The sequence below is a fragment of the Acidobacteriota bacterium genome (genome assembly GCA_029861955.1).
In the GTDB taxonomy this organism is placed as follows: Bacteria; Acidobacteriota; Polarisedimenticolia; order Polarisedimenticolales; family Polarisedimenticolaceae; genus JAOTYK01.
The window spans coordinates 50,468-72,779 of the sequence record JAOTYK010000002.1; the positions used below are offsets into that span (position 1 = coordinate 50,468).

21 protein-coding genes and 1 pseudogene are annotated in these 22,312 nt (G+C 60.4%); 7 read left to right on the forward strand and 15 right to left on the reverse strand.

Going from position 1 to position 22,312, the window contains the following annotated elements; genetic code table 11:
- Positions 1–11 precede the first annotated feature (11 nt).
- On the forward strand, positions 12–1,970 hold the full coding sequence (locus OES25_01240; GenBank protein MDH3626264.1) for a VIT domain-containing protein: 1,959 nt from the start codon (positions 12–14) through the stop codon (positions 1,968–1,970).
- Positions 1,971–2,218: 248 nt separating this feature from the next.
- Here the strand turns inward: OES25_01240 and OES25_01245 are convergent, their stop codons facing one another.
- Together OES25_01245 and OES25_01250 are read right to left on the reverse strand one after the other, a co-directional pair.
- Complete coding sequence (locus tag OES25_01245; GenBank protein MDH3626265.1) at positions 2,219–2,497, reverse strand: hypothetical protein; 279 nt, start codon at positions 2,495–2,497, stop codon at positions 2,219–2,221.
- 37 nt (positions 2,498–2,534) lie between these two features.
- Positions 2,535–4,640, reverse strand: a complete 2,106-nt coding sequence (locus OES25_01250) for a hypothetical protein (GenBank protein ID MDH3626266.1) — start codon at positions 4,638–4,640, stop codon at positions 2,535–2,537.
- A 345-nt stretch (positions 4,641–4,985) separates the two neighbouring features.
- Here OES25_01250 and OES25_01255 point away from each other — a divergent pair, with 345 nt between their 5' ends.
- On the forward strand, positions 4,986–5,339 hold the full coding sequence (locus OES25_01255; GenBank protein MDH3626267.1) for a methylated-DNA--[protein]-cysteine S-methyltransferase: 354 nt from the start codon (positions 4,986–4,988) through the stop codon (positions 5,337–5,339).
- Positions 5,340–5,368: 29 nt separating this feature from the next.
- Complete coding sequence (locus OES25_01260) at positions 5,369–5,791, forward strand: ferritin-like domain-containing protein (GenBank protein ID MDH3626268.1); 423 nt, start codon at positions 5,369–5,371, stop codon at positions 5,789–5,791.
- 10 nt (positions 5,792–5,801) lie between these two features.
- Here OES25_01260 and OES25_01265 read toward each other — a convergent pair whose 3' ends face one another.
- The 4 genes from OES25_01265 to OES25_01280 all read right to left on the reverse strand — a co-directional run bounded on the left by OES25_01265 (position 5,802) and on the right by OES25_01280 (position 9,550).
- Positions 5,802–6,536, reverse strand: a complete 735-nt coding sequence (locus tag OES25_01265) for a hypothetical protein (protein MDH3626269.1) — start codon at positions 6,534–6,536, stop codon at positions 5,802–5,804.
- A 30-nt stretch (positions 6,537–6,566) separates the two neighbouring features.
- A complete protein-coding gene (gene tpiA / locus OES25_01270; GenBank protein MDH3626270.1) occupies positions 6,567–7,343 on the reverse strand; it encodes a triose-phosphate isomerase in 777 nt (258 codons plus the stop codon).
- Positions 7,336–8,475: a phosphoglycerate kinase gene (locus OES25_01275; GenBank protein MDH3626271.1), complete on the reverse strand. Its 1,140-nt coding sequence runs from the start codon at positions 8,473–8,475 to the stop codon at positions 7,336–7,338. Before OES25_01275 ends, tpiA begins: the two co-directional genes overlap by 8 nt.
- Positions 8,476–8,542: 67 nt before the next feature.
- Entirely contained in the window at positions 8,543–9,550 is a 1,008-nt protein-coding gene (locus OES25_01280; protein ID MDH3626272.1) for a malate dehydrogenase, read from the reverse strand.
- A 105-nt stretch (positions 9,551–9,655) separates the two neighbouring features.
- On the opposite strand from OES25_01280, the gene apaG reads away from it, so the two are divergent.
- From apaG to OES25_01295, 3 genes are all read left to right on the forward strand, one after another.
- The gene (gene apaG, locus OES25_01285) at positions 9,656–10,045 is read left to right on the forward strand and encodes a Co2+/Mg2+ efflux protein ApaG (GenBank protein ID MDH3626273.1); all 390 of its coding nucleotides are present in this window, start codon (positions 9,656–9,658) and stop codon (positions 10,043–10,045) included.
- A gap of 211 nt (positions 10,046–10,256) precedes the next feature.
- Entirely contained in the window at positions 10,257–11,045 is a 789-nt protein-coding gene (locus tag OES25_01290; GenBank protein MDH3626274.1) for a TlpA family protein disulfide reductase, read from the forward strand.
- Positions 11,046–11,130: 85 nt separating this feature from the next.
- Complete coding sequence (locus OES25_01295; GenBank protein MDH3626275.1) at positions 11,131–12,111, forward strand: hypothetical protein; 981 nt, start codon at positions 11,131–11,133, stop codon at positions 12,109–12,111.
- Here the strand turns inward: OES25_01295 and OES25_01300 are convergent.
- On the reverse strand, positions 12,082–13,206 hold the full coding sequence (locus OES25_01300; GenBank protein ID MDH3626276.1) for an aminopeptidase: 1,125 nt from the start codon (positions 13,204–13,206) through the stop codon (positions 12,082–12,084). The genes OES25_01295 and OES25_01300 overlap by 30 nt on opposite strands.
- Before the next feature lie 95 nt (positions 13,207–13,301).
- On the opposite strand from OES25_01300, the gene OES25_01305 reads away from it, so the two are divergent.
- Positions 13,302–15,680, forward strand: a complete 2,379-nt coding sequence (locus tag OES25_01305) for an ATP-binding protein (GenBank protein MDH3626277.1) — start codon at positions 13,302–13,304, stop codon at positions 15,678–15,680.
- A gap of 6 nt (positions 15,681–15,686) precedes the next feature.
- Here OES25_01305 and OES25_01310 read toward each other — a convergent pair whose 3' ends face one another.
- From OES25_01310 to OES25_01345, 8 genes and pseudogenes are all read right to left on the reverse strand, one after another.
- Positions 15,687–17,492 carry a S9 family peptidase gene (locus tag OES25_01310; protein MDH3626278.1) on the reverse strand — a complete coding sequence of 602 codons (1,806 nt, stop codon included), beginning with the start codon at positions 17,490–17,492 and terminating at the stop codon, positions 15,687–15,689.
- A 12-nt stretch (positions 17,493–17,504) separates the two neighbouring features.
- Positions 17,505–17,792 (reverse strand): annotated as a pseudogene (locus OES25_01315) (peroxidase-related enzyme).
- An 18-nt stretch (positions 17,793–17,810) separates the two neighbouring features.
- Positions 17,811–18,059, reverse strand: coding sequence for a carboxymuconolactone decarboxylase family protein (locus tag OES25_01320; protein ID MDH3626279.1), 249 nt, complete (start codon positions 18,057–18,059; stop codon positions 17,811–17,813).
- Positions 18,060–18,084: 25 nt separating this feature from the next.
- The gene (locus OES25_01325) at positions 18,085–19,071 is read right to left on the reverse strand and encodes a hypothetical protein (protein MDH3626280.1); all 987 of its coding nucleotides are present in this window, start codon (positions 19,069–19,071) and stop codon (positions 18,085–18,087) included.
- Entirely contained in the window at positions 19,068–19,661 is a 594-nt protein-coding gene (locus tag OES25_01330) for a TrmH family RNA methyltransferase (GenBank protein MDH3626281.1), read from the reverse strand. The genes OES25_01325 and OES25_01330 overlap by 4 nt, the downstream gene beginning before the upstream one ends.
- Before the next feature lie 157 nt (positions 19,662–19,818).
- Complete coding sequence (locus OES25_01335; GenBank protein ID MDH3626282.1) at positions 19,819–20,541, reverse strand: methyltransferase domain-containing protein; 723 nt, start codon at positions 20,539–20,541, stop codon at positions 19,819–19,821.
- 5 nt (positions 20,542–20,546) lie between these two features.
- A complete protein-coding gene (locus tag OES25_01340) occupies positions 20,547–21,389 on the reverse strand; it encodes a hypothetical protein (protein ID MDH3626283.1) in 843 nt (280 codons plus the stop codon).
- Between the two features lie 28 nt (positions 21,390–21,417).
- Positions 21,418–22,212 carry a phytanoyl-CoA dioxygenase family protein gene (locus OES25_01345; GenBank protein ID MDH3626284.1) on the reverse strand — a complete coding sequence of 265 codons (795 nt, stop codon included), beginning with the start codon at positions 22,210–22,212 and terminating at the stop codon, positions 21,418–21,420.
- Positions 22,213–22,312: the final 100 nt, after the last annotated feature.

A 22,312-nucleotide genomic window follows, 5' to 3' on the forward strand; every position in this document is an offset into this window, starting at 1 on the left:
TGGAGGTGGCGATGAATTCACGACTTCGATCGATGGTGAAAGGACTTCTGATTGCCATGTTGATCTCTGTCCCGATCGCGCAGAGTGCTTCCATCGAACTCGATTCGATCGGCGGTGCGGACCTCCTCTGGAAACGTGACGATGGGACGTTGATCCCGCTTCCCATGGAGTCGATGGAACTAGAACTCGAGATCACCGGGTTCCTCGTCCGTGGCACGATCCGTCAGGTCTTCCTCAACGACTCCGAGCAGGTTATCGAAGCGACCTACGTCTTTCCCATGCCGGAACGTGCTGCGGTCGACGGGATGGAGATGCGGATCGGGACCCGAAGGATTGTCGCAGAAGTTCGTGAAAAGCAGGAGGCCCGCCGGGTGTACGAGCAGGCGAAGTCGCTGGGAAAGAAGGCGGCGTTGGTGGATCGTGGCCGACCTAACCTCTACCGCACCTCGGTTGCCAATATCAATCCGGGCGAGAGAGTCGAGATCACGGTCGCGCTCATGGACGAGGCGCGTTTTGTCGACGGGACGTTTCGTTATGCGTTTCCACTGGTCTACACCCCCCGTTACATCCCCGGTGACGTGGACGAAACTTCACGACCCGCCAACGATGCTCCTTCGATCCCCACGGTATCTCTGGACGTAGGCCTGACTGCCGGGATCCCGTTTCACGACCTTCGAACTCCGTCGCACCCCGACCTCGGCCCGCCGAGCATGGCGGGAGACGTTCGTACCGGAATCGAACGGGCAACGTTTTCCGGTGCGGTTTCGGGCGCGAACGACTTCGTCGTCGAGTGGCGTCCTACGGATGGCCGCCGACCTCATGCGGCCTGGTTTCTCGAGGAGAGAGATTCCATGCGTTACGCGATGATGATGCTGGTTCCAGCCGCCGAGCGCGTCGAGTTGACGCCGATTCCGAGTGAGACGATCTTCGTGGTGGATGTCTCCGGATCGATGGCCGGCCCGTCCATCATCAACGTTCGCGACGCGCTCGATCAGGCGCTTCGACGGCTGCGTCCGGACGATCGATTCAATCTGATTCGGTTTAACGATGGCTATTCCCGCTACGCGGACCGCTTTATTCAGGCCGACGAGGACGGAATCCGCGACGCACGGGAGTGGATCGGTCGTCTCGAGGCAGGTGGCGGGACGATGATCTACCCGGCACTTGAGGACGCGCTGAAGTTGGCGGGCGAGTCCACCACGAGACATCTCCAGAGAATTGTCTTTCTCACCGATGGCGCCATCGGAGACGAGGAGAGAATCCTGCAGCGAATCGCAGACGAGTCGGGCAAAATCCGGATCCACACGCTGGGGATCGGAAGTGCACCGAATCGGCACCTGATGCGAAAGATGGCCCAGTTGGGCCGCGGAATCGCGAGGTTCGTCGGGAATGGGAACGATCCCGAGGAGCAGGTCGATAGGTTCTTTGCGGTCGTCGATGCGCCGCTGTTGATGGATCTGTCGATCGATGAAAGTACCGCGAGGGTTCTGGAGAGTTTCCCGTCGCCGCTACCGGATCTTCACTCCGGTGAACCGCTGGTCGTCGCGATGAGGCTCGAAGCGGGTGAGGACCCGGGCGCGCTTCTGGTCAAGGCATGGGGACCTCACGGTGGCTATGTCGAGACGGTCGAACCGACAGCGGCGCCTCCCCACGCCGGCATCGCAACCCTGTGGGCCCGAACACGCATCGAATCGTTGATGGATCGTCGCTACTTCGAACCGAACAACACGACCCTGAAGGAGGAGGTCATCGAAATCGCGCTGGAGTTCAACCAGGTGACCGCTTTCACCAGCCTGGTGGCCGTCGAACAAACGCCGACGGCGATCGGAAACACGTTACGACGGAACCAGACGGCGTCGTTGCCACAAGGCGGAACACTCGATCCGATCAAGAAGAGGCTTGCGATGCTTTTCGGCCTCCTGGGTATCGGAGTTCTGTTCTGGCTGGCGTGCACCCGTGATCCGGCGTGACTCGGACCGGATCGTTTTGCCTGTCGATTGTTTGCCTGGCGATGGCGGGCCTACTGTTCACGGAGCAGGGATACATGAAAGTAAAGGCAATTCTGGCTGATCGATTGATCGAAGCGGCGTGGGAAGCTCACCGGCTGGATGGCGGCGTCCATCGACCCTGGGCCTGGGCGGACACCCATCCCCTGGCCCGACTTGAGGTCGAGAGGCTTGGTATCCGCCGCACGATTCTCTCCGGTGCCAGCGGGACGTCAATGGCGTTTGGGATCGGCCACGTGGATGGCACTGCCTTGCCCAACCGCGCCGGAAACGTGGTGCTCGGTGGCCACCGCGACGGTCGTTTTGCGTTCCTCGAACATCTTCGACCGGGCGACCGGATGGTCCTTACGACTCACGAACAACGTCGCGAATGGGTGGTTCGAGAGTTGTTCGTGGTCGATGCAAACGACGGATCGGTTCTGGAGGACGACGGTAGCGACCGGTTGACGCTTGTGACCTGTTTCCCCTTCGGGGGAGTCACTCCGACCCACCGGCGCTACGTAGTCACTGCTTCTCCCGCGACTCGACCTAGGGCAACTCTTCCGCCAGCTTCCGCGCGAATTTTCGAAGGAACGGGTGTGAACCGGGAAGTTCCTTCGACAACGCAACGATGTCGCTGCTGAGACCCTGGAACACGTCGTTGCGAACGATTCGGCGTCGCTCCTGACGGTAAGTCTGAAGAAGTTCACCCAGGGCCGTCTCGCTGCCTTTGCTCTTGAAGTCTCGCTTGTATGCGTTGCCCTTGCCACGGACAACGGACTGCCAGTCTGTTTCCAGGCGACTGATCAACAATCCACGGGCGGCGTCGATGTCCGACAACGACGCGCCGGACTCCGTCGCCTGACGGATCATCAGGCGGGTCAGGTCCGGATTGCGAAGGTCTCTGGCTGTACCGACCAGATGATGCACCGAGGAATCGTGCGTCTTGTTCTCACTGACGACCATTGCGTCGAATTGAACAACACCGGCTATCAGGTCTACGGGACGCAAGCCCTCGACATCGAAGAAGACGCGCCCTCGTCCATTCCGGGGAACCGAATCGAAACGCGCTGTCCGTTCAAAGCCCGGAAGGCTCGAACTGCTAAGCCGGATCTGCCCGTCCCGAGGAACTCGACTGACGTTGGACACTTCGATTTCCAGCGTGACCTGTCCGGTGAGGTCGTCACGACGTGCATTCCACGCCGACGATCGAATTTGCAACGGGTATTGCACGTCAAGCGACACGACCTCGCTGGCTTCCGCGAGATACATCTCAAGATCCGTCCGAGTCTTCGGGGTCACCCAATCCCCGATCTGTAGTTGGAGCGGCTCTCGCATCGCCACCCGGCTTCGAGCGGGTAGTCGCATGTCGGCAACTGCCGGTCGTACCAGGCCGTCGCCTCGGATTTCGAAGCTCGCCGAGTCCGCGCGGCCACCGAAGTTGGCCAGCTCATACTCGACTACGAAGGCTTCACCCGGTTCGTAGACGCCATCATCGTTTCCGTCAACAAAACGCACGTCGTAGATGGCCGGGTGCGGATTGTTCTCCCAGTCGTCGAACGATCGTCGGTACCCATCGACGAATGACGCCGGGTAGGCTCGCACGAAACCCGTCTCTGCGGCTTCACGAACGGCGCGATCAAAACCAATCCGATAACCCTGCCGGAACGAGAGGGCCGATCGCATCGCGGCCCCGTAGGACCAGCCGTCCTCGACGCCAAAACGATGATAGCGGGTGAGCTGCCGCTGATAGAGACGTGTCAATTCGTGTGTGTAGGCTCGGATGAACGTGTCCCTGAACTCTGTTCGTTCAGCCCCCTGGTTCAGCGCCCGATAGACTACGGACCGATGACGATCCTCGACCCAGATCCGAAACGCGACGTCGGAGTCATTCCAGTTCGCAACGTAGAACTCGTTGAAGTCTGGACACTGATAGAGGTTCCACGGCGTACGATCCCAGTCGGAGATGTAGAGATCGAATCGATCTCCAAGACGCAGCGATGCGTGACTCCGCCGGTCGTAGAACACGGACTGGAGCGTAGGTTCTTCCCAGTCGTACTGCTGTCCCTGGTACGGCTGAAGCTGAGGGCGCGGGTCGCGAACGGGATCCCGATCGAGATCAAAGAACTGGTCCGCGACCTGTTGCTCCGCAGCAGCGAACGCCAGCTCTTCCGCCTGACGCGAACCGTCGCGGCTTCCGATTCGACGAGCCTCAGGATCGAACCATCCGTCCTGCTCACCGACGAGCCGATCGTGCCGCCCGATCCGATTGTCCAGCCGCGCCGCGTGAAGACCCTCGAAGAAGCCAACCCGGTAGTATTCGCGTCGTCCATGGAGCGTCACGCGCTCTTCCGCAGCCCAGCGTCCGGCTAGATCTGCCGCGCGCTGCAGCGGTCCACGAACCGGCGGCCGTGTCGCGCTGGCTGCATGGCTGTTTGAGGTATTCGAGTTCGCGGTAGCGGAACTGTTGCTCTTAACCGCGATACGGAGGCTCTGAGGAACCACGGTAGTCGCCGGAGCCTCGGCGGGATCGGCCGTGCGCGGACTGCGGCGCTCGTATCGCGGTCCCTCCCGGAGGGAATCATCGGCAAATGCGGACAGCGGCATCACCGCCAAGCCCACAAGCATCGTCAGAGTCATCGTCTTCCTTATCATCACGGCCTCCGCTGGGAGCCCCGCATGCGGCGGGGCCCTCCTCCTTTTATTCAGCAAACGTAGTGCCACCGTGGTCGGCCGGGCCACAGCGGTCCAAACATGGGAAAAATGGACAAAGGGCTGGGATTTCTGTCTCCGGGAGAGGACAGACTGTCGTCACGTTAGAATACGCCCGTGCCTCACTCGATCCAGCGATTCCCGACCCCGATCGGTGACCTCCACCTTGTGCAGCGTGGCGAGATCCTGGTCGGGCTCGCGCTGCCGGATCGGTGGCCCCATCTTCGTCCACGGCTCGAGCAACGGCTCGGTCCGCTGCCGGACGTGGTCAACGACGCGGACGGACCGGTGGCGAGCGCCCTTCGCAGTTACTTCGACGGACGGCACGAGGCGCTCGAAGCCATCGAGGTCGCGCCCCAGGGATCCGAGTTTCAGAAACGGGCCTGGGCGGCTCTGCGCGAGATTCCCGTGGGTTCGACCGTCTCCTACCGCGAAATCGCGCTAAGGCTTGGACAGCCGACCGCCGCACGGGCTGTGGCCACCGCGAACGCCACCAATCCGATCGCCATCGTGATCCCGTGCCACCGCGTGATCCACGCCGATGGATCGATTTCCGGGTTCGGCGGTGGCGTCGAGATGAAGCGCTGGCTTCTCCAACACGAAGCAGCCGCACAACCGTTTCGATTGACGCCGACGTGCTAGATTAGAGACATCAACTGGAGCGATAAATTATGTCTGAACGCAAGAAACTGATCGAACGATTGAACGACGCGCTTGGGTGGGAGATGCGTGCGATGACGATGTACGCCCACTACGCTGCGTACGTCCGCGGAATCTACCGGCTGCAATTGAAGCCGTTCTTTGACAGTGAGGCCACCGAATCGCTCACTCACAGCAACATCGTTCGTGGCGCTATCGTCAAGCTTGGCGGGGTTGCACGCACCGACGCCGATACGACAGAGATCATCCACACCGATGACTATCAGATCATGTTGAGCGAAGCGATGAAGACCGAGGTCCATGCCGCCAAGAGCTATCGTGAAATCCTCGATGGTGGCGGACTGGATTCAGAGCTGTCCGACCAGGTCGAGCAGATCTTCTTCGCAGAGTCCCGTTCCGTCGAGGAGATCCACCTCCTCGGGATCGACGCCTAGATCGTCGGGGTCAATCTTGCAGCGATGGGTCGGTAAACGTCGTGCGGTCCAGCGTCTGGTGGACCGCAATCGCCCAGTCCTTGTCCTGGCCGTGTGACGTCGCCAGGAGGATCTTTCCGAATCGTTTCCAGTCTGCCCACGGTAGCGTGAAGCGCGGCTCCTCGTCGGCCGCGTCGGCATAGAATGACCAGGCCTCGATTAGACCGCTCACCTTGCCGATGAAGAGGTCGTAGCGATTCTGCGGTGTGACACCGATACCGTCGCCGAACGTCATCGTGACGACATCGGCCTCGGTCCCGTCTTCCATGACGCGCTCGCCGAGGTAGGCGAGCGAGACCCCCGGGTCGAGAAGCTTGTAGGGCATCACCATCCAGTACGAGTCGTTGACCCAGACCTCGTAGCCTTGTTGTAACGCCGCGTCGAGTTCCTCGCCTTCCGGAAGTAACTCCCCATTCTTGAAGACCTGCCCTTTCCTGGAGTTGATGTTCATCAGGAACAGGTACTCCTGATCCTCGAACGTCGCCTCGATACGCACGTCTCCACTGTAGCGATCCCAGTGGTGGGTTCGACCACCGAAGAAATCCCACTGCAGGAAGCGTGTCGTCTCCCACGCCTCTTGCCCACCCATCTTCTCCATGACGGAATTCGCGAGCGCAAGCGATCGCTCGTCGCGTTCCTCGGCGATCGTGACCTGTGTGAGGGCGGCCACCAGAAGAATCCATCCGGCTACACGGAGTCTGCGCATTCGATCTCTCCTGCGGTTGTTCGTCACGGACTATCGGGAAGCCGAAGCGGCCCGAACGATTGGCACAAAGCTGTCGATGGCCAACGAGGCTCCCCCGATCAGTCCACCGTCGATGTCTTCCATTGCAAATAACGCGTCCGCATTCTCTGCGTTGACGCTACCGCCATACAGGATGCGAATCGCCGCGGCGGCATCGCCCCCCAGGCTATCGCCAAGCTGTTGACGAATGCCGGCGTGCACGCTCTGTGCCTGCTGAGGAGTTGCCGTACGACCGGTCCCGATCGCCCAGACCGGCTCGTACGCGATGACCAGGTTCTCCGGCGTGAGATTCCCCAGGGTCAGTGCGCCGGACAACTGAGTGGACACGATCTCGGACGTTCGGTCGGCCTCACGCTGTTCTAGGGTTTCACCGACGCAGAGAATCGTGATCAGGCCTCCGTCGCGACATGCCGCAACCTTGGCCGCGACGATCTCGTCATCCTCGCCAAACACATGACGCCGCTCGCTATGACCGACGATCACGTAGCGACAGCCGACCGCTTTCAACATCGGAACGGAGACCTCACCGGTGAACGCGCCGCGTTCAGACCAGTGGCAATTCTGGGAACCGACGATAATTTTGCTGTCACGAACCGCCGCAACGATTTCCGTCAGCGCCGTGAACGGCGGACAGATGAGGACCTCGACGTCGTCTATGCCCGAGACCTCACGCATGATGGAGGTCCCCAACTCGACGGCCTCTTGCCCGAGGCCGTGCATCTTCCAGTTACCAGCGACCAGGGGTCGGCGCAGTTGCGATCTATCCATCGGTGAGGACCTCGACTCCGGGAAGAGGCTTCCCCTCGAGCAGTTCGAGGCTTGCACCACCACCGGTAGAGATATGAGAGAACTTATCGGAAAACCCGGATCGCTTCGCTGCGGAGGCCGAGTCGCCGCCCCCGATGATCGAGACGGCATCGCTCTCGGCGACCGCCCGCGCGACATCCATCGTACCGGCGGCAAACGGATCCCACTCAAAGACGCCCATCGGACCATTCCAGACGACGGTCTGGGCGCCGCCAATTCTTGCGGCGAATGCCTCTCTAGTTCGGGGCCCGATGTCCAACCCCATCCAGCCCGCCTCGATCTCGGCGCCCTCGGTGACCCGGGTCTCCGTGTCGCGTTCGAACTGGCGACCACAAACGTGGTCCTGAGGGAGATCCACCTGCACGCCCGCTTCGGTGGCCGCGGCCAAAATCTCACGGGCGATCGTCACCTTGTCCTCTTCGACCCTTGAATCTCCAACCGCGACTCCTTTGGCCGCCAGGAACGTGTAGGCCATGGCACCCCCGATCAGAAGGCCGTCGACTTTTTCGACGAGTCTCTGCAGGACCACGATCTTGTCGCTGACTTTCGCGCCTCCAAGGATTGCAACGAAGGGACGTCCGGGGTTGTCGAGTACAGCTTTGAAGTAGTTCAACTCTCGCGCCATCAGGAAGCCGGCAGCGCGATGATCGAACCGCTTGGCGACCGCCACCATCGATGCGTGGGCTCGATGGGCGGTTCCGAACGCGTCGTTCACATAGGTGTCGCCCAGCGCTGCCAGCGCCGGGGCGAAATCCGGTTCCCGGTCGGGCTTCTCCTCGCCGGGGTGAAATCGCAAGTTCTCGAGAAGCAAGACCTGCCCGGGGACGAGCCCGTCGGCCAATCGCTGGGTCTCGGGACCCACGGCATCCGTCGCAAAATCGATCTCTTGATCGAGATGGGACGCCAGACAGTCGACGACCGGCCGGAGGCTGTACTCCGGACACACCTTCCCCTTCGGCCGCCCGAGGTGGGACATCAAGATGACGGAAGCGCCGGCATCGAGGGCATGGCGGATCGTCGGGAGCGCTGCGACCACACGGTTGTCGTTGTCAATCTTCCCGTCGACCAACGGAACATTGAAATCGACCCGCATCAGGACGCGTTTCCCGGAGAGATTGACGCGATCGATGGTTAGCTTCCCGTTTTCTTCCACGACGAGACTACTTCAGGTTCGGGTTGACTTCGGACCAGCGGTCGAGGGACGGCAGCATGCCCATCTCGATCACTTCATCGCGAAGTTTGCATAGATGTTGGTACGAGGCCCGCAACTCGCTGAGTTCGCTCTCGGACCCAGTCGGCATCTCCCACTGGACACCGTTGCGGTCGAGTCGAGTCTCCATGGCCATCATGATGTTCTCGAAACCGTGCTCGGCGGAATTCACGAAAGCTCCGGACGGCCACTCGTATCCCCCGCCCGCCATCACGGCCTGGACCATTCGAACAGCCTGATGCGCCGGCGACTGGAACGAACTCCTGCCACGCAGTTCAATGATCTTCTTCCCACCCTGCTTGACGTGCTGTGTAATCTCTGCCCATGCCTCATCGGTCAATCGATCCGTGCCGATCAAGTCGGTCAACGGGGTCCCCGAGACCTTTGCAGTGCTGGCGAACACGGCCATCGTCTCTCCGTGCCCACCGTATGTGCGACAGCCACTCACCTCGTCCTGTGGCACGTCGAAGTGTTGACTGAGGGCGGTCTGCAATCGGGTGCTGTCCAGAGCCGCAAGAGTCGCGATTCTGGCCGGCGCCAGCCCCGAGTGGACGAGGGCTGCAAGCCCGGTGATGTCTGCGGGATTGAAAATGATGACGCCGAACTGCAACTCCGGACAGTACTCGCGAATGTCCTTTCCGAGTTGAGCGGCGATCTCGGCGTTGCCGCGAAGGAGATCCTCGCGGGTCATCCCTTCCTTGCGCGGGGCGCCGCCGGACGAGATCAGATAACTCGCGCCGTCAAGCGCGCGTCCGATGTCCGATGTCCACTCGATGCGAGCCCCGGGAAACGCACAGTGGTGAATCTCCTCGGCCGCTCCCTGATTTCCCTTGTCGAAGGGATCGAACATCGTCACGTTAGGAGTCAAACTCAGCGTCAACGCGGCCTGGACCATGTTTGACCCGATGGCTCCGGCGGAGCCGAGGATCACCAACTTATCGTCAGTCAGATAACTCATGATTGCTTTCCCCTTGCCGTTGGATAATCGAAGGCTAGCACGTTCGGCTGCGGGTCGTCGACGCGGCTGTGGTAGCCTTTTCGGACCCGGAAAGAGGGCCCCGATATGAACGAGTCTTCGGCAACGACGGAAGAGATTCGAGTCCACGTGCGATCGGAATATTCTGCCGAACATTCCCGGCCGGGGGCGTCGCGGTGGTTCTTCCTGTATCACATCACGATCGAGAACCAGGGCGTCCAGACCGTCCAACTCCTTTCTCGCCACTGGATCATCACCGACGGTGACGGCTCAACCGAAGAGGTCCAGGGGCCCGGGGTCGTTGGCGAGCAACCGGTACTCGCCCCCGGCGAGTCCTTCGAGTACACCTCGGGCTGCCCACTCTCGATACCCTTCGGGACGATGCACGGCAGCTACGAGATGCGCGAAGAAGGTGGCCGGGAGTTTCGGGTCGAGATTGCCCCGTTCGCCCTCAGCGAGCCGCACGCCATCAACTGAACCGGGATCGGTCGATGAACCCCCGAAAAGGGTCCTTTTTGGGGTGGTTTTTCAGGCCGACGGCCGGACCCATGACGGAATCGTGCCCCTGGCGACCCAAGGCGAATCTGCCGTGGGCCGGTTTCATTTGCCGCATTTGAATCTGACGGTATTATCAGTGTTCAGGCATTCGTCAAATTCGAATCCAGTTCAGTGTCTATTTGGAGGCTCCATGCGCCGTTCGAGCATCTTGTTAACCGTTTGCGTTCTGGCCCTGCTGGCCCTCGGGGTCTCGTCTACGACGTTTGCCCAGGAGGGTGATCGGGTCGCGGAACTCGAGAGTAAGGTCGCAACTCTTGAGAAGCGCCTTGCCAACCTCGAGGCCCAGACCAACACCCGTATCAGTCAATTGACTCGTCAGATTCAGTCCGCGGGCCAGGCGAAAGTCAATCCCCTGGAAGGCGAAGCCGAGCAGGCGTTTGCCGCGATTTCCAAGACCGTCCTCGCCGGCGATCTGGAGAGCGCCAAAACACAGATGGGCGCGTTCATGAAGAAGTACTCTTCGACAAACGCAGCCAAGCGCGCTCGTACCATGAATGAGGAGTTGCAGGTCGTCGGCAAGGCGACGCCTGCGGATTGGGGCATCACAAAGTGGTTCCAGGGCGAGAGCGAAATCGACCTGAGCAGTGACAAACCTACGCTACTCGTCTTCTGGGAGACCTGGTGTCCGCATTGCCAACGCGAAGTCCCAAAACTTGAAGCGCTTTACGGAAAGTTCAAGAATGAGGGTCTCCAGGTCGTTGGACTGACGAAGGTGACGCGCTCTGCCACCGATGACAAGGTTTCGGCGTTCATCACCGACCAGAAGCTCAGCTACCCCGTTGCCAAGGAAGACGGAAAAGCGACCGGCCACTTCAACGTTCGCGGTGTGCCGGCTGCGGCCGTCGTGAAGGACGGAAAGGTCGTCTGGCGCGGCCACCCGGCGCGTCTCTCCGAAGACATGCTGAAGGGCTGGCTGTAGTTTCTCGCTCTAACGTTAAAGTCCGAAACGGCGCGGGGAAACCCGCGCCGTTTTCTTTTCCGCGTCCTGATAAGATCGCTTCGCGATGCAGCCCCCCGCGGACTCCACCTCGATTGACCGTAGCCTGCGACTCTTCGGGCTCGGAGTGGTTTGCGTGTTGATCGGGATCGGAGCAATCGGGCTCGCCGTCATCGTCGCGGTTCCGATGTTCCAGGGGGACGGGGCTGCCACCGTCGGCTCCGGTCAGGCGGCAGGGATGGGTGCCTCCCTCTACGCAGGGGTCGGCATCGGGCTGATCGTGTTGGGCATCGGGTCGATTCGGCTGCGGCGATGGGTTCCACCAGTCATGAGGACCGTCGCCTGGACCTGGTTACTGACCGGGATTGTTGCGCTCGTGCTGACGGCAATGCTCCTGGATGATCTGCTCGCCATCGCGTCATCCCAGATCGAACAGGACATCGAACAGGCCGCAGATCTTGCCCGTAAGTTCGTGCTGCTGATCGTCGCCGCATTCGGTGTCGTCGTTCCAGGAATCCTGGCCTGGGGATATCACGGGGCCGATGTGCGAGCGACGGTACGAAGACACGACACCCGGCCATCGTGGACCGATCGCTGTCCGGAGAGGATACTGCCACTGGCGATCGGGTGGTTCCTTCTGGCGGTCGTTAGTATCCCCACGCTCGGGCGACCCGCCGTTCCGTGGTTCGGACGCTATCTCGCCACGAATGCCGGTCGCGGTGTGACGCTGGCCGGAATCGTCGTCGCCGTCGCCCTGGCTGTTCTCTGCTATCGGCAAAAGCCGCTGGGATGGTGGGGTTCGCAGTTGACCCTTCTACTCGCGGGCGTCTCGACTCTGTGGACCATCGTGGCTCGCCCAGTCTCCGAGATGTACAAGGCGCTGGGTTACCCGGAGAGCGTCATCCCGATCCTGTCGGGATCTCATGCGACGACCCAGGGGCTGGCCGTCGCGACGGTGGCCCTGACCGTCGCGGGCGTTGGCTACCTCTGGTGGATCCGCAAAGCCTTCAGACCCCATTCAGACGTATCCCCCGTCCTGCATCAGTAGGTCCTCGAGGATTCGTTCGACCGTCGGGTCTTCGCGGGAGAGTGTCACCCGTCGAACCCGCACTCGCGGCTGGAGTTCCGGAAGATAGACCCGGTCGATATGAACGACCTTGTCGGGCGCGGAGAAACTCTCCACACCCGTCGCCCCACCGAAATGGTCACTACGACCAAGCGCGAGATGCAGCCCCAGTTTCTCATCGAGGAGAATCTCCCCGATGGGTTGGATCCCGTAGTCCCCGAGAACCCCAAGACCGAGCTCTGCGAGATTACGGTAACCCGGTTCGGCATCGAGATGACGCCTCTCGGCTGCGGCCACGGGTCCGTCACCGACGACCTCGACGACCTGATTGCGTTCGAAACGGTAGTAGATCAACTCACCGTCGAGCTCCAGAGGCATCGTTCCGGTCGTTCGAGAACAATCGCCGTCACGCTCTCCTTCGTAAGGCACGATATACGTCTCGCCGGATGGAAGATTGCCCGCGATCCCCGCCTGGACCAGACGCCCGCTGCTCGATGTCGCTTCACGGTGCCGAAGATCGAGACACAGGGTGTGATGAGTGCCTTCGACCTCGAAGATCAATTCAGCGGCATCGGCGACATCCAACCGAGCCTTGAGCGCTGCGCATCGTTGATCGATCTCGACGAAGTCCAGACGCAGCGCCGGGATCATGGCTTCACTGAATCCCGGCATCGTTGCCGCGCGAAACCCGAAACGACGTGCCGCCAACTTCATCGGTGCAGTCGCCGAAAACTCGGTCATGGCAATGAAAAGGGAGTGTGTCTTGAAAATCGTCTCGAACGACTCGCTCGGTCCGTCTTGTCCCTCTGAATCCGATCGGCGGGCGCTCTCCGGAAGATCCGCGTTGTTGCCGCGGACGTTCGGGAAACGAAATAGCGATACCGGCCCGAGTGACCGCTCCCGGGCCACCACCTTCAATTCGCGGTGCCATTCATCGGCCAGCTCTCGTCGTCGCCTCCACGCGGGATGGTCGGGTCTCGCCTCATCCGGCAGGTCCACCAGTAGCGCGATGCCATGATCTGATTCTTGCGGTGCAAACACCGTGTCTAGCAGGCGTCCCAGTTCAGCGGAATTCACGTCAACCCTCCTCCTCGCCGTGCGTTCGCAGCACCGTCGCGTGCCGGTTTGGGAGTATAATCGCATAAACGTCGGTCTGGAGCGGGGGTAACTCGGTGTCCACAAATCAGGCATTGACCCTCCCCGCAAGGCTCTTCAGTCGGGCGGTCATCATCGCCGGGATTGTCAGCGGCGCGTGGCAGATCGCACACGTCGATCCTCTCGGGGGGCACTGGACCGCCGTCCTCATTCTTGGTGGCCTGGGCGCGTTGGCACCGCTGACCACGGTGCGGTACGTCAGTAAGTTGCCTACCGGGATCGCCCACCAGGTTTCGAGCACTTTCATCTACGCCCTGCTGGCCGTCGCCAATCCGGGCATGGCATGTATCGCCGTGCTGATCGTCACCGTTTCGGATCAGGTGGTCTTCCGCCGAAACTTACTCCACGCCGCTTTCAACCTGGGGAATCTCTGGATCTCCCTTGGGGTCGCGAGCCTCGTTCGGCGGCTGCTCCTTCAGCAGACTTCCGGTGAACTGACGATCGCCCTCGCGCCTCTGGGTGCGGCCGTAGCGACGATGGTTGCGTTTGCTCTCGTCAATCACGCGTTGACGATCACAGTCGTCAGTCTCGTCAATCGAACCCCGATTCTTCTGCGAAAGTGGATCGCGATGGCGGGTGTCTACAACGAACTCCAGTGCCTGGTGTCCGGCCTGTCGATGGCGATCTTCTGGGTGATCCACCCCGCCCTCATCCTCTTGATCGCGCTGCCGGTTTTCGGGGTCAGCCTGCTGTTGGCGCGACTCGCGGGGAAGGAACGCAATCTGGAAGTCTCGGCCAGCGAACTCCACTCGCTCCAGAACCTCGGGCTGGAACTTGGAAAGGAACTCGACGAAGACAGACTGGAGGAGGCCATCCTTCGAATTGCCTGTCAGGCGCTTGAGGCGCCCTCTGCACTTCTCGCCCTTCAAGATGAAGATCGGTCGGGGCTCCGCGTTACGGCCCACCGGGGCCTGAGTGCCCCGGCCCCGGATCGGCTGGAGGCGTCTCTAGAAGAACTGAGACTCCCGGAGAGCGGCGCGGCGCTACTGAGGGGAGAGAGGGAGATTCCGAAATCTCTCAGAACGATCGGAACATATTCGCCGTCCATGCTTGTCGCCGGCCTCACCATCCTCGACAGACCCGCGGGCATTCTCGTTCTTTCTCACGATTTCCAGCGCCGGAGTTTTGATCGAGATGATCTGGCACATCTGGAAACACTCGTTCGATTCATCAACGTCTCGCTATCCAACGCGCGATGGTTGGCCGATCGTCGCGAGCTCGAGAACCAGATCCGACAGAACGAGAAACTCTCCGCGCTCGGCATCATGGTCTCCGGCGTGGCACACGAACTCAACAATCCGCTTACCTCCATCATGGGCTACGCAGAACTGCTGTTGCCGGAAGAGGACGACGGGCGTCGCCATGCGATGTTGAGCCGGATAGGAAGTGAATCGCGGCGGGCGGGAAAGATCGTCCAGAACCTATTGACGTTTTCACGGCGCCACAAACCCGAACGATCCGCGGTCGATCTCAATCGCCTCTGCGACGAACTCGTCGAGTTTCGAGAGCACGAGATGAAGATCCGACATATCGAATTCGATCTTCGCCTTTCGCGGGATCTGCCGACGACGTTTGCCGACGCCCATCAGTTACAGCAGGTCTTGATCAACCTTGTCAGCAACGCAGAGCAGGCGATCGAGGATACGGGACGGTCCGGCGTGATCTCGCTGGAAACCAGGACCCGCGGGAATACCATCCAGCTAGACGTGTCCGACGACGGTCCTGGTATGGCGACCGAGATTGCGGAGAACGCCTTCTTGCCCTTCTTCACCACAAAGGAAGTCGGTCGCGGAACCGGCCTCGGGCTTTCGATCTGTTATGGAATCATTCAGGAACATGATGGGCATATCGATGTGGACTCATCGGTAGAATCCGGGACGACGTTCCGAATTACGCTCCCGATCGTCGAGGCGGATGCTGCGCCGGTCGCCGTCAAGGAAGCCTCGACGACTCCGCATACTCTCGCCTTCAGGGGCCGAATCCTGGTCGTCGATGACGAATCATCGATCTTGCAGGGTCTCTCAGACTTCTTCTTATCGGCAGGTTGGACCGTGATCTCCGCGCGAAGCGGCGCGGAAGCCCTCGAAGCGGTCGATACGTTCGAGTTTGACGTCCTCGTCGTCGACCTGCGAATGCCGGGGATGGACGGCATTTCGTTCTATGAATGGCTGGGTAGAGTTCGTCCCGATCTCTTGTCGCGCGTGATCTTCACGACGCGCGACACCGGCAGTCCCACGACGACGGAGTTCCTGGCGTCGCTCGACAATCATGTGTTGATGAAACCATTCGAGATCGAAGATCTTGACCGGTTGATCGGTGGGATTGTGCGGTCGACGGGCGACCCTCCGATCGGGCACGGATCGCATTCAAGGTTCAACGAGCCGAAGGCTCCCTGAATGTTCTCAGGATGGCATGTGCCGAGCGAGAAACGCTTCGAGAAGTCGATAAAATTCGAAGCGATTCTCTTCGTTGGTAAACCCGTGTCCCTCGTCGTCCTTCACCAGGTACTCGACGTCGATACTGCGCTCCCGTAGAACGGCAACGATCTGATCGGACTCTGCCTTGGGCACGCGAGGATCGTTAGCCCCCTGGGCCACAAGCAGGGGGCAGCGAATGTTGTCGACGTGAAAGAGTGGTGACGTCGCTCGTAATCGCTCTGCATCACGTTCGGGGTGACCCACCATCTCGTAAATCATCTCCAGGTAGGGCTTCCAGTACGGCGGGATCGACTCGATCCACGTGAAGATGTTGGAAACCCCCACGTACGAGACACCACACGCGTACAACTCCGGCGTCAGCGTAACCCCTGCCAACGCCGCGTACCCTCCATAACTGCCGCCGTAGATTGCGACCGCTTTCGGGTCGGTCGTACCACGGTCGACGGCCCACGCGACCGCATCGGATATGTCGTCCTGCATCGTCTTGCCCCATTCGCCGAACCCTTTTTCCATGAAGGCTCGACCGAACCCTGCGGAGCCACGAAAGTTCATCTGAAGAACCGCGTATCCCCGATTGGCGAGAAACTGAATCTCTGGATTGAAGCCCCAGGAGTCGCGGTGCCAGGGTCCCCCGTGGGGTAAGACGATCGTCGGGAGAGGCCTGCCCCCCCCTTTTGCCGGAAGCGTCAGATACCCGGGAATCGTCAAACCGTCGCGAGCCGTGTACCGAATGGGCTCCATCGGCGCAAGCTGATCCGGGTCCAGCCATGGCGAAACGTCGAACAGTTTCTCTACCGTCATCTCGGTCGCATCGACCAGATGGTAGCTTCCCAGGTCTCGATCCGTCCCGGAGTGAACGATAAACCGACTCTCGTCCTTGCTCTCGGACACGAGAGAGTTCTCACGATGGGGAAGTCGGCTATCGACAAGCGCCTGAACCTTCCCTCCTTCATCGTCAAAGAACACTCGCTCGATACGATCGGTCTCGAAGGCCACACCGAGGAGTCGTTTGTGGACTCTCGAGTAGATGAGGTTGGCAACATCAACTTCCGGGTGCTCGTAGATCAGCTCGGAGGGTGCGGAGTCTGCCGGATCGAAGACGAAGATAGCCGCCTTGTCCCGCTTCAGGTTACTGGTCACGTACAACCGCCGATTATCAAAGGTAAAGGCAAGCGGTCGGGCATATTCCTTGAAATCGTAGGAGGCAAGCTCTTTCCATGAATCTTGTTCGGACTCTCTGAACAAGAGTGACGAGTGAACTCCGTCGGTCGTCATCGCGGCACGCAATTGCCCGTTGTGATCGGTAATCCAGCTTTGAACGTTCCCCGGGTTCTCCGCAACGATCGTCAGGTCTCCCGTCACCACATTGAGTCGATGCACATCGAAGAGTTCCGGGACTCTCCGGTTCATCTGAACCAACACCTCGTCGTCGACATCCGGAAGGTCGTCCACGAGTTCGCACTTGACGCCATCGAAGGGTGTGAGATCGACGGGATTTCCGCCGTCATGATCTACCGCGAAGAGGTGGTAGTTCTCGTCTCCTCCGGTATCACGCGCGTAGAGCAGACGCGTATCGCTAACCCAGGTGTACCCCGATAGGTCCCGATCCGTGACGGCCGTCACCCGCATCTCGGTTCCGTCCGTCAGATCGCGAGTGTAGATGTTGAGGCGGCGCTCGTACGGAGCCATCCAGGCGATCCGCTGCCCCCCACAAGAAATGCGGACCACCGTTCGTTCTGGTTTTCGGAAGAAGCTTTCCAACGGAAGCACGATTAGATCCTCTTACCAATCGACCTCGGACTCGATCCCGAGACCGTCCGCGAGGCGATTGTAGTAGTTGAACATTGCGGTGACCTGAACGATGTCATGAATCGCCGGGTCGTCAAATCCCAGCCGCCGAAGACTGTCGATGTCTCCCCCGTTCATCGACTGGGGGGAGTTCGTGAGTTTCACCGCGAACTCGAGCATGCCACGTTGCGCTTGATCAAGGTCGGCCTTTCGGAAGTCGACCATGACGTCTGCGCATAGCTTCTCTGCGATAGTGGGGTCTTCGACCTCGGCCCGGAGATCGTCGGCGTGCGCTCTCGTTCAGTAAAAGCACGCATTTGCATGCGAGACGACCGTGGCGATCAGTTCACGGTCCATCCGCCTCAAACCGTTTTCTTGACCAAACATGACCTCTCGGTAGAGTTGTGTCGAGGCCCGCAGGACGTGCGGGCGCGGGCTCTGCAACCGGATAATATTGAAAACTCTCCCGGCCCTTCCGATCGCCGCGTCGTAGAGCCGCTTCAATAGCCCGTCGGCGTCCTCCGGCGCGACCGTCTTGATCCATGCCATCGTTAGCGACCCCTTCTGACCGTCGTCATTGGCGTGTCGGAGAGATCTGAAACGTCGAGACGATTCTCTCGAATCGTTGAAGATGCTCCTCGTACGTTTCAGTGTCCGTCTCGAATGAAAGCAGATAGGCCACGCCGAGATCGGCAATCCCGCGAAACTCGACAACTCGCGTTCGATCGCCTCCGTCGGATAGTCGACCCTTGACCCGAACTCCGTTGCAGCTACCCAGACGGGTCGCCTCGACGTCAAGCGGACCGACAAGTTCGACCCCGCGTCCACTTAATTCCTCCGTTACCCAGCTCGTGACGGTGTCTACGCCTCTCTTGCCGAACGCATCGCACGACAGCCGAGGTGAGATCGGACGACGTTGAAGCACGACCTCGTCGCCACGTTGTCGATCGGTAGCTGATGGAGGCGTATCGAGCACCCGTTCGCGGCTGCCAAAGACGGTTGTACCGAGATGCGGTCCCTTTTCCCTCTGTTCGAAGGTTCGACGTACTCCGATCCACTGTTCGGGGATAGAGATGGCAAACTCTCGACCGCTACGATCGTACGGTACGTAGCCCGCAGGCGAACGGTACTGAGCTGACTGGGTCTGTTTCAGTGCGATGCGAAGCGTCCGGTAGATCTCCTCGGTTCGCTGTCCATAGCCCATCCTGCGACCATCCCGGAACCCGATCAGGTCTGGACTCTCCGGTGAACCAACCCACAACAGGACCCAGTCCGTGTCCACGTCACCACGCATCTTGCCGATGAAGATGCCGTGAACCGTGTCGAGAGCCAGGGTGAAAGACTCCTTGCGCGCCACGTAATCGAAAGAACTCTCGGAGATTGTCAGATCGCCTCGGCTCTTGGCGCCTACAACGCCCCGCTTGCGCTCTGTTCGATACCAGACCTGTTCGATGGTCAACGGTAGATTCAGGGTTTCGTCCGGTTCCTCTGCGTGAATCGCGGGTGCCGGCAGCGCGAGGCCCAGGCTGATACCAACGACGAGGACGACAGTCCATCTCATGATTCTCCTCGCTCCCCTGGATCCACCGACGAGGTCGCTCTTGATCGAAGCGAGAGCCCCGCCGAATACGCCGCTATACCGAACGCGACGGCCACATTGAAAGAATTCTTCACTCCGATCATCGGGATGGAGACCAGGCGTGGTTTCGAATGCATTATCTCGATGCTAACACCCGCTACTTCGTTACCTACGACTAGACATACCCGTTTCGGCCAATCGAACTCGTCGACGGTGGCCGACGCCTCGTTCTCAAGTGCGACGGGAGTATAACCGGCGGCCATCGCGTGCTTGAGCGCGCTCTCTGGATAGGCGTGGTAATCCCATGAAAGGGCTCGCTCCGCGCCGAGAGCGGTCTTGGCAATATCCGGGCGCGGAGGAGTCGCGGTGATTCCGCAGAGGTATACGTGGCGGACTCCGCAGCCATCGGCGGTTCTAAAAATCGAACCAACGTTCCACGCACTGCGAATGTTGTCCAGGAGAACGACGAACTCGAGTCTCTCGATACCCGGCGTCGGCTCACCGGCACTCCCCTGGATCAGCGTCTCCTGGTCCCTCAGTCGATCGTCGACCTCTGGCGATCGAGCGGTCATCCGAACCCCACACGTCGGACAGGTCGTGCTTCGGCCCAACTTTCGGGCCGGGACCCTAAAGTGATGATGGCAGCCGTCGGCGGGGCATCGAACCTGAACATCCACTCGTTACAACTCCGTCGCTAAAGTTCCATTGTGACGAAGTGAGCGGATGCAATCAACTCGAGGGGGAGGCGTCGGGGCGACCGGTCAATTCGGTGACGACTTCTGGCTTCAGAAAAAGCATCGTCTCCAGAGTTCCCCATGCGCTGCGAATCCTCCGCTGAGTCGAATAGCCCCTGGCCAGGAAGGCACCCTCGATATCGGGAAGCGTTCGCGTCGTGATGCCGCAATTCGAGCGAAAGAAGTGATAAAGCACCCTCAGCATCGCCCCCTGCAAGCGGGCACCGACGGAAACGCCCGTCGGTCTCGTGAAGTCCGTCACCCACCAACTGCCGCCAGGTTCCCAGATGACGTCCAGCCGAGAGAGTGCCGCGTTGAGCCTCAACGGATCGAACAAGTCCAGGAAATAGTGGCTCACGATCAGATCGAACGAGTCCGAAACGGGAACATCCTCGATGCCGCCGTGAATCAGACGAACCCGCGACATGGCATGGGGTACGCGAACGCTCAGCCGCTTCTCGGTTCTCTGCAACATTTGCCGAGACGCATCGACACAAACGACCTGCAGCGGCTCGAACGACTGAAGCAACTCGCAGAGGGCCATCCCCGTACCGTCGCCGAGTACAAGCACTCGCCCAGGAGGAGACACAAACGGAGTGAGTCGGCGGCGACTGCGCTGGATCGCCCCGAATCCATAGCACCAGCTAAGAAGATCATAGATCGGGCTGATACCGTCAAAACTTCCGAGGACCGAGCGGTCGCCCTTGAGCGTACTCACAGACATCAGCCGGCGACGGCGGGGATCGCCAACAGAAGGAACAGGCTGTCGGCCAATCGATACCGATCCGATGTCGCGAACCAGTGGAAATGTCGTAAGAGCAGAAGGGGTGCCAGCGTCAGAGGAATCAAAGCGATTGCCGCGAAATAGATGTTTGGCGGAGCCGTCAGGACCACGACCACGGTTCCGACACTGGCTGCGATCCCCAACCAGACGACAAGCGCATCGCAGGCTCGGTCTCCCCAGTCTCGAACGACGGAACAGCGCCCTCCCGCGCGATCCGCGCCCCAATCAAACCTGGAAAACGCGGTGAGATTCAACAACGCTGCGACCCAATGCAGCGCGAGCAGAGATACCGTCCAGCGGTCAACCCGCCCCATCGCGAGCGGAACGAACCAGATTCCCCCAACGTAGATTGTTGCCGCCGTTACCTCCTTGGGAAGCCAGTGCCGTCGCGCGCGCTGTGCCCAGCAGAGATGCGAGAGAGCTGCAGTGACGACAATTCCCGACCACCACAGAGTCGGTGTTGGAAGAAACCTGAGCGCAAGAATCGGCAGCACGATGCCGAGCGTCACGATGCAGGGCACGAACCAGTGGCGGTGACGCAACACCGTCCAGTGGCGCCACGACAGATCACGTCGCGGGACACGCAATGCATCGAGCAGATGATCGACCAGGTAGATAACCCACGTGGACAAGCCCAGGAGGACGTACCACATGATCGGCAGGTCGGAGCCGGTAACGGTCGTTGCGAAGTAGCCTCCACAGACCACACCACAGACGATATCTAAACTGATCGCCTGCGCGAAGCGTAAGAATCGCTGGACTGTCGAGAGTGCACGCGTCATCGAACCCGGCCACAGCTAGAGCGGAGCGCTATTGTAGCGTGGTAAGGGCGTGATATTCACTACCGACGTTTCTTGGGGCGATAAGATCTCTCCCCAGACCGCACCCCGGGTAGTGCCGGGCGTTGGCCCCCGGAGAGGCATACCCGTTGATGAGTACACGACGGGGTTTGCTGGAGCGATTCGCCGCGCTCGCATGAAACGTATACGGGCCGAACAGCATCACGCTTCCGACGGCCAGAGCCGGTGCGATCGCGTCCCGCTCCCGCAGATCGGCCGGCAAACCGACCGTGCAGTCTCGATGGCCGCCCCGCGAGGATCCAGGAATGAGGCGCAACGGCCCGTTGTCCGCGTGGGCGGGGTCGACCGCAAGGACCGTCTGAACGTAGCTCCCACGGCCGTTGACGTCGTTCCACAGCGCGCCACCGTACCTCCGATGATGGCTATCCTGATGCCACGGAAACTCAAGCCCGTCGCCGGGGAGTTTGTAGTGTGCCTGGTTGATCAGTTGCATTATTCGACGCGAGCCAAGAAGTTGCGCCGCGAGACTGAGTAGGCGTGAGTCTGCGCCGACTCGAAGCAGCCCCGAATCGGCGGCGCCACACCAGACGACGCGATCGATTCTGGGTCGGCCTCGGTCATCGCGCCCCACGACAAATCGCGCACCATCGAGGTCCGCCGTCTCTGAGATCCCCTTGGCCTTGTCGAGGATTCGATCGAAGCCATCTCGGATCGCGACCACCTCACGGTACGTAAAGAGGCCCTCGACAACGAGATACCCCTGACGAAAGAACGCCTCTACCTGTGCCGGTGACAGCCTATCCATGTGGAACCCCAACTTACCGCGGGCCTTTCCGCATTCTGAAGGTACGTATCCGAACTCGACATTTCCGGGCACGAGTCACCCTCGATGGACTCCTAGTGAC

What these genes read in the sequence shown, in the direction of transcription:
- OES25_01265 (MDH3626269.1), bottom strand. Translation starts at nt 6,536, where the DNA reads ATGCGCAGACTCCGTGTAGCCGGATGGATTCTTCTGGTGGCCGCCCTC.
- OES25_01275 (MDH3626271.1), bottom strand. Translation starts at nt 8,475, where the DNA reads ATGCGGGTCGATTTCAATGTTCCGTTGGTCGACGGGAAGATTGACAAC.
- OES25_01340 (MDH3626283.1), bottom strand. Translation starts at nt 21,389, where the DNA reads ATGACGCGTGCACTCTCGACAGTCCAGCGATTCTTACGCTTCGCGCAG.
- OES25_01280 (MDH3626272.1), bottom strand. Translation starts at nt 9,550, where the DNA reads ATGAGTTATCTGACTGACGATAAGTTGGTGATCCTCGGCTCCGCCGGA.
- OES25_01325 (MDH3626280.1), bottom strand. Translation starts at nt 19,071, where the DNA reads ATGAGATGGACTGTCGTCCTCGTCGTTGGTATCAGCCTGGGCCTCGCG.
- OES25_01240 (MDH3626264.1), top strand. Translation starts at nt 12, where the DNA reads ATGAATTCACGACTTCGATCGATGGTGAAAGGACTTCTGATTGCCATG.
- tpiA (MDH3626270.1), bottom strand. Translation starts at nt 7,343, where the DNA reads ATGGATAGATCGCAACTGCGCCGACCCCTGGTCGCTGGTAACTGGAAG.
- OES25_01295 (MDH3626275.1), top strand. Translation starts at nt 11,131, where the DNA reads ATGCAGCCCCCCGCGGACTCCACCTCGATTGACCGTAGCCTGCGACTC.
- OES25_01290 (MDH3626274.1), top strand. Translation starts at nt 10,257, where the DNA reads ATGCGCCGTTCGAGCATCTTGTTAACCGTTTGCGTTCTGGCCCTGCTG.
- apaG (MDH3626273.1), top strand. Translation starts at nt 9,656, where the DNA reads ATGAACGAGTCTTCGGCAACGACGGAAGAGATTCGAGTCCACGTGCGA.
- OES25_01320 (MDH3626279.1), bottom strand. Translation starts at nt 18,059, where the DNA reads ATGGCATGGATCAAGACGGTCGCGCCGGAGGACGCCGACGGGCTATTG.
- OES25_01345 (MDH3626284.1), bottom strand. Translation starts at nt 22,212, where the DNA reads ATGGATAGGCTGTCACCGGCACAGGTAGAGGCGTTCTTTCGTCAGGGG.
- OES25_01260 (MDH3626268.1), top strand. Translation starts at nt 5,369, where the DNA reads ATGTCTGAACGCAAGAAACTGATCGAACGATTGAACGACGCGCTTGGG.
- OES25_01330 (MDH3626281.1), bottom strand. Translation starts at nt 19,661, where the DNA reads ATGACCGCTCGATCGCCAGAGGTCGACGATCGACTGAGGGACCAGGAG.
- OES25_01250 (MDH3626266.1), bottom strand. Translation starts at nt 4,640, where the DNA reads ATGATAAGGAAGACGATGACTCTGACGATGCTTGTGGGCTTGGCGGTG.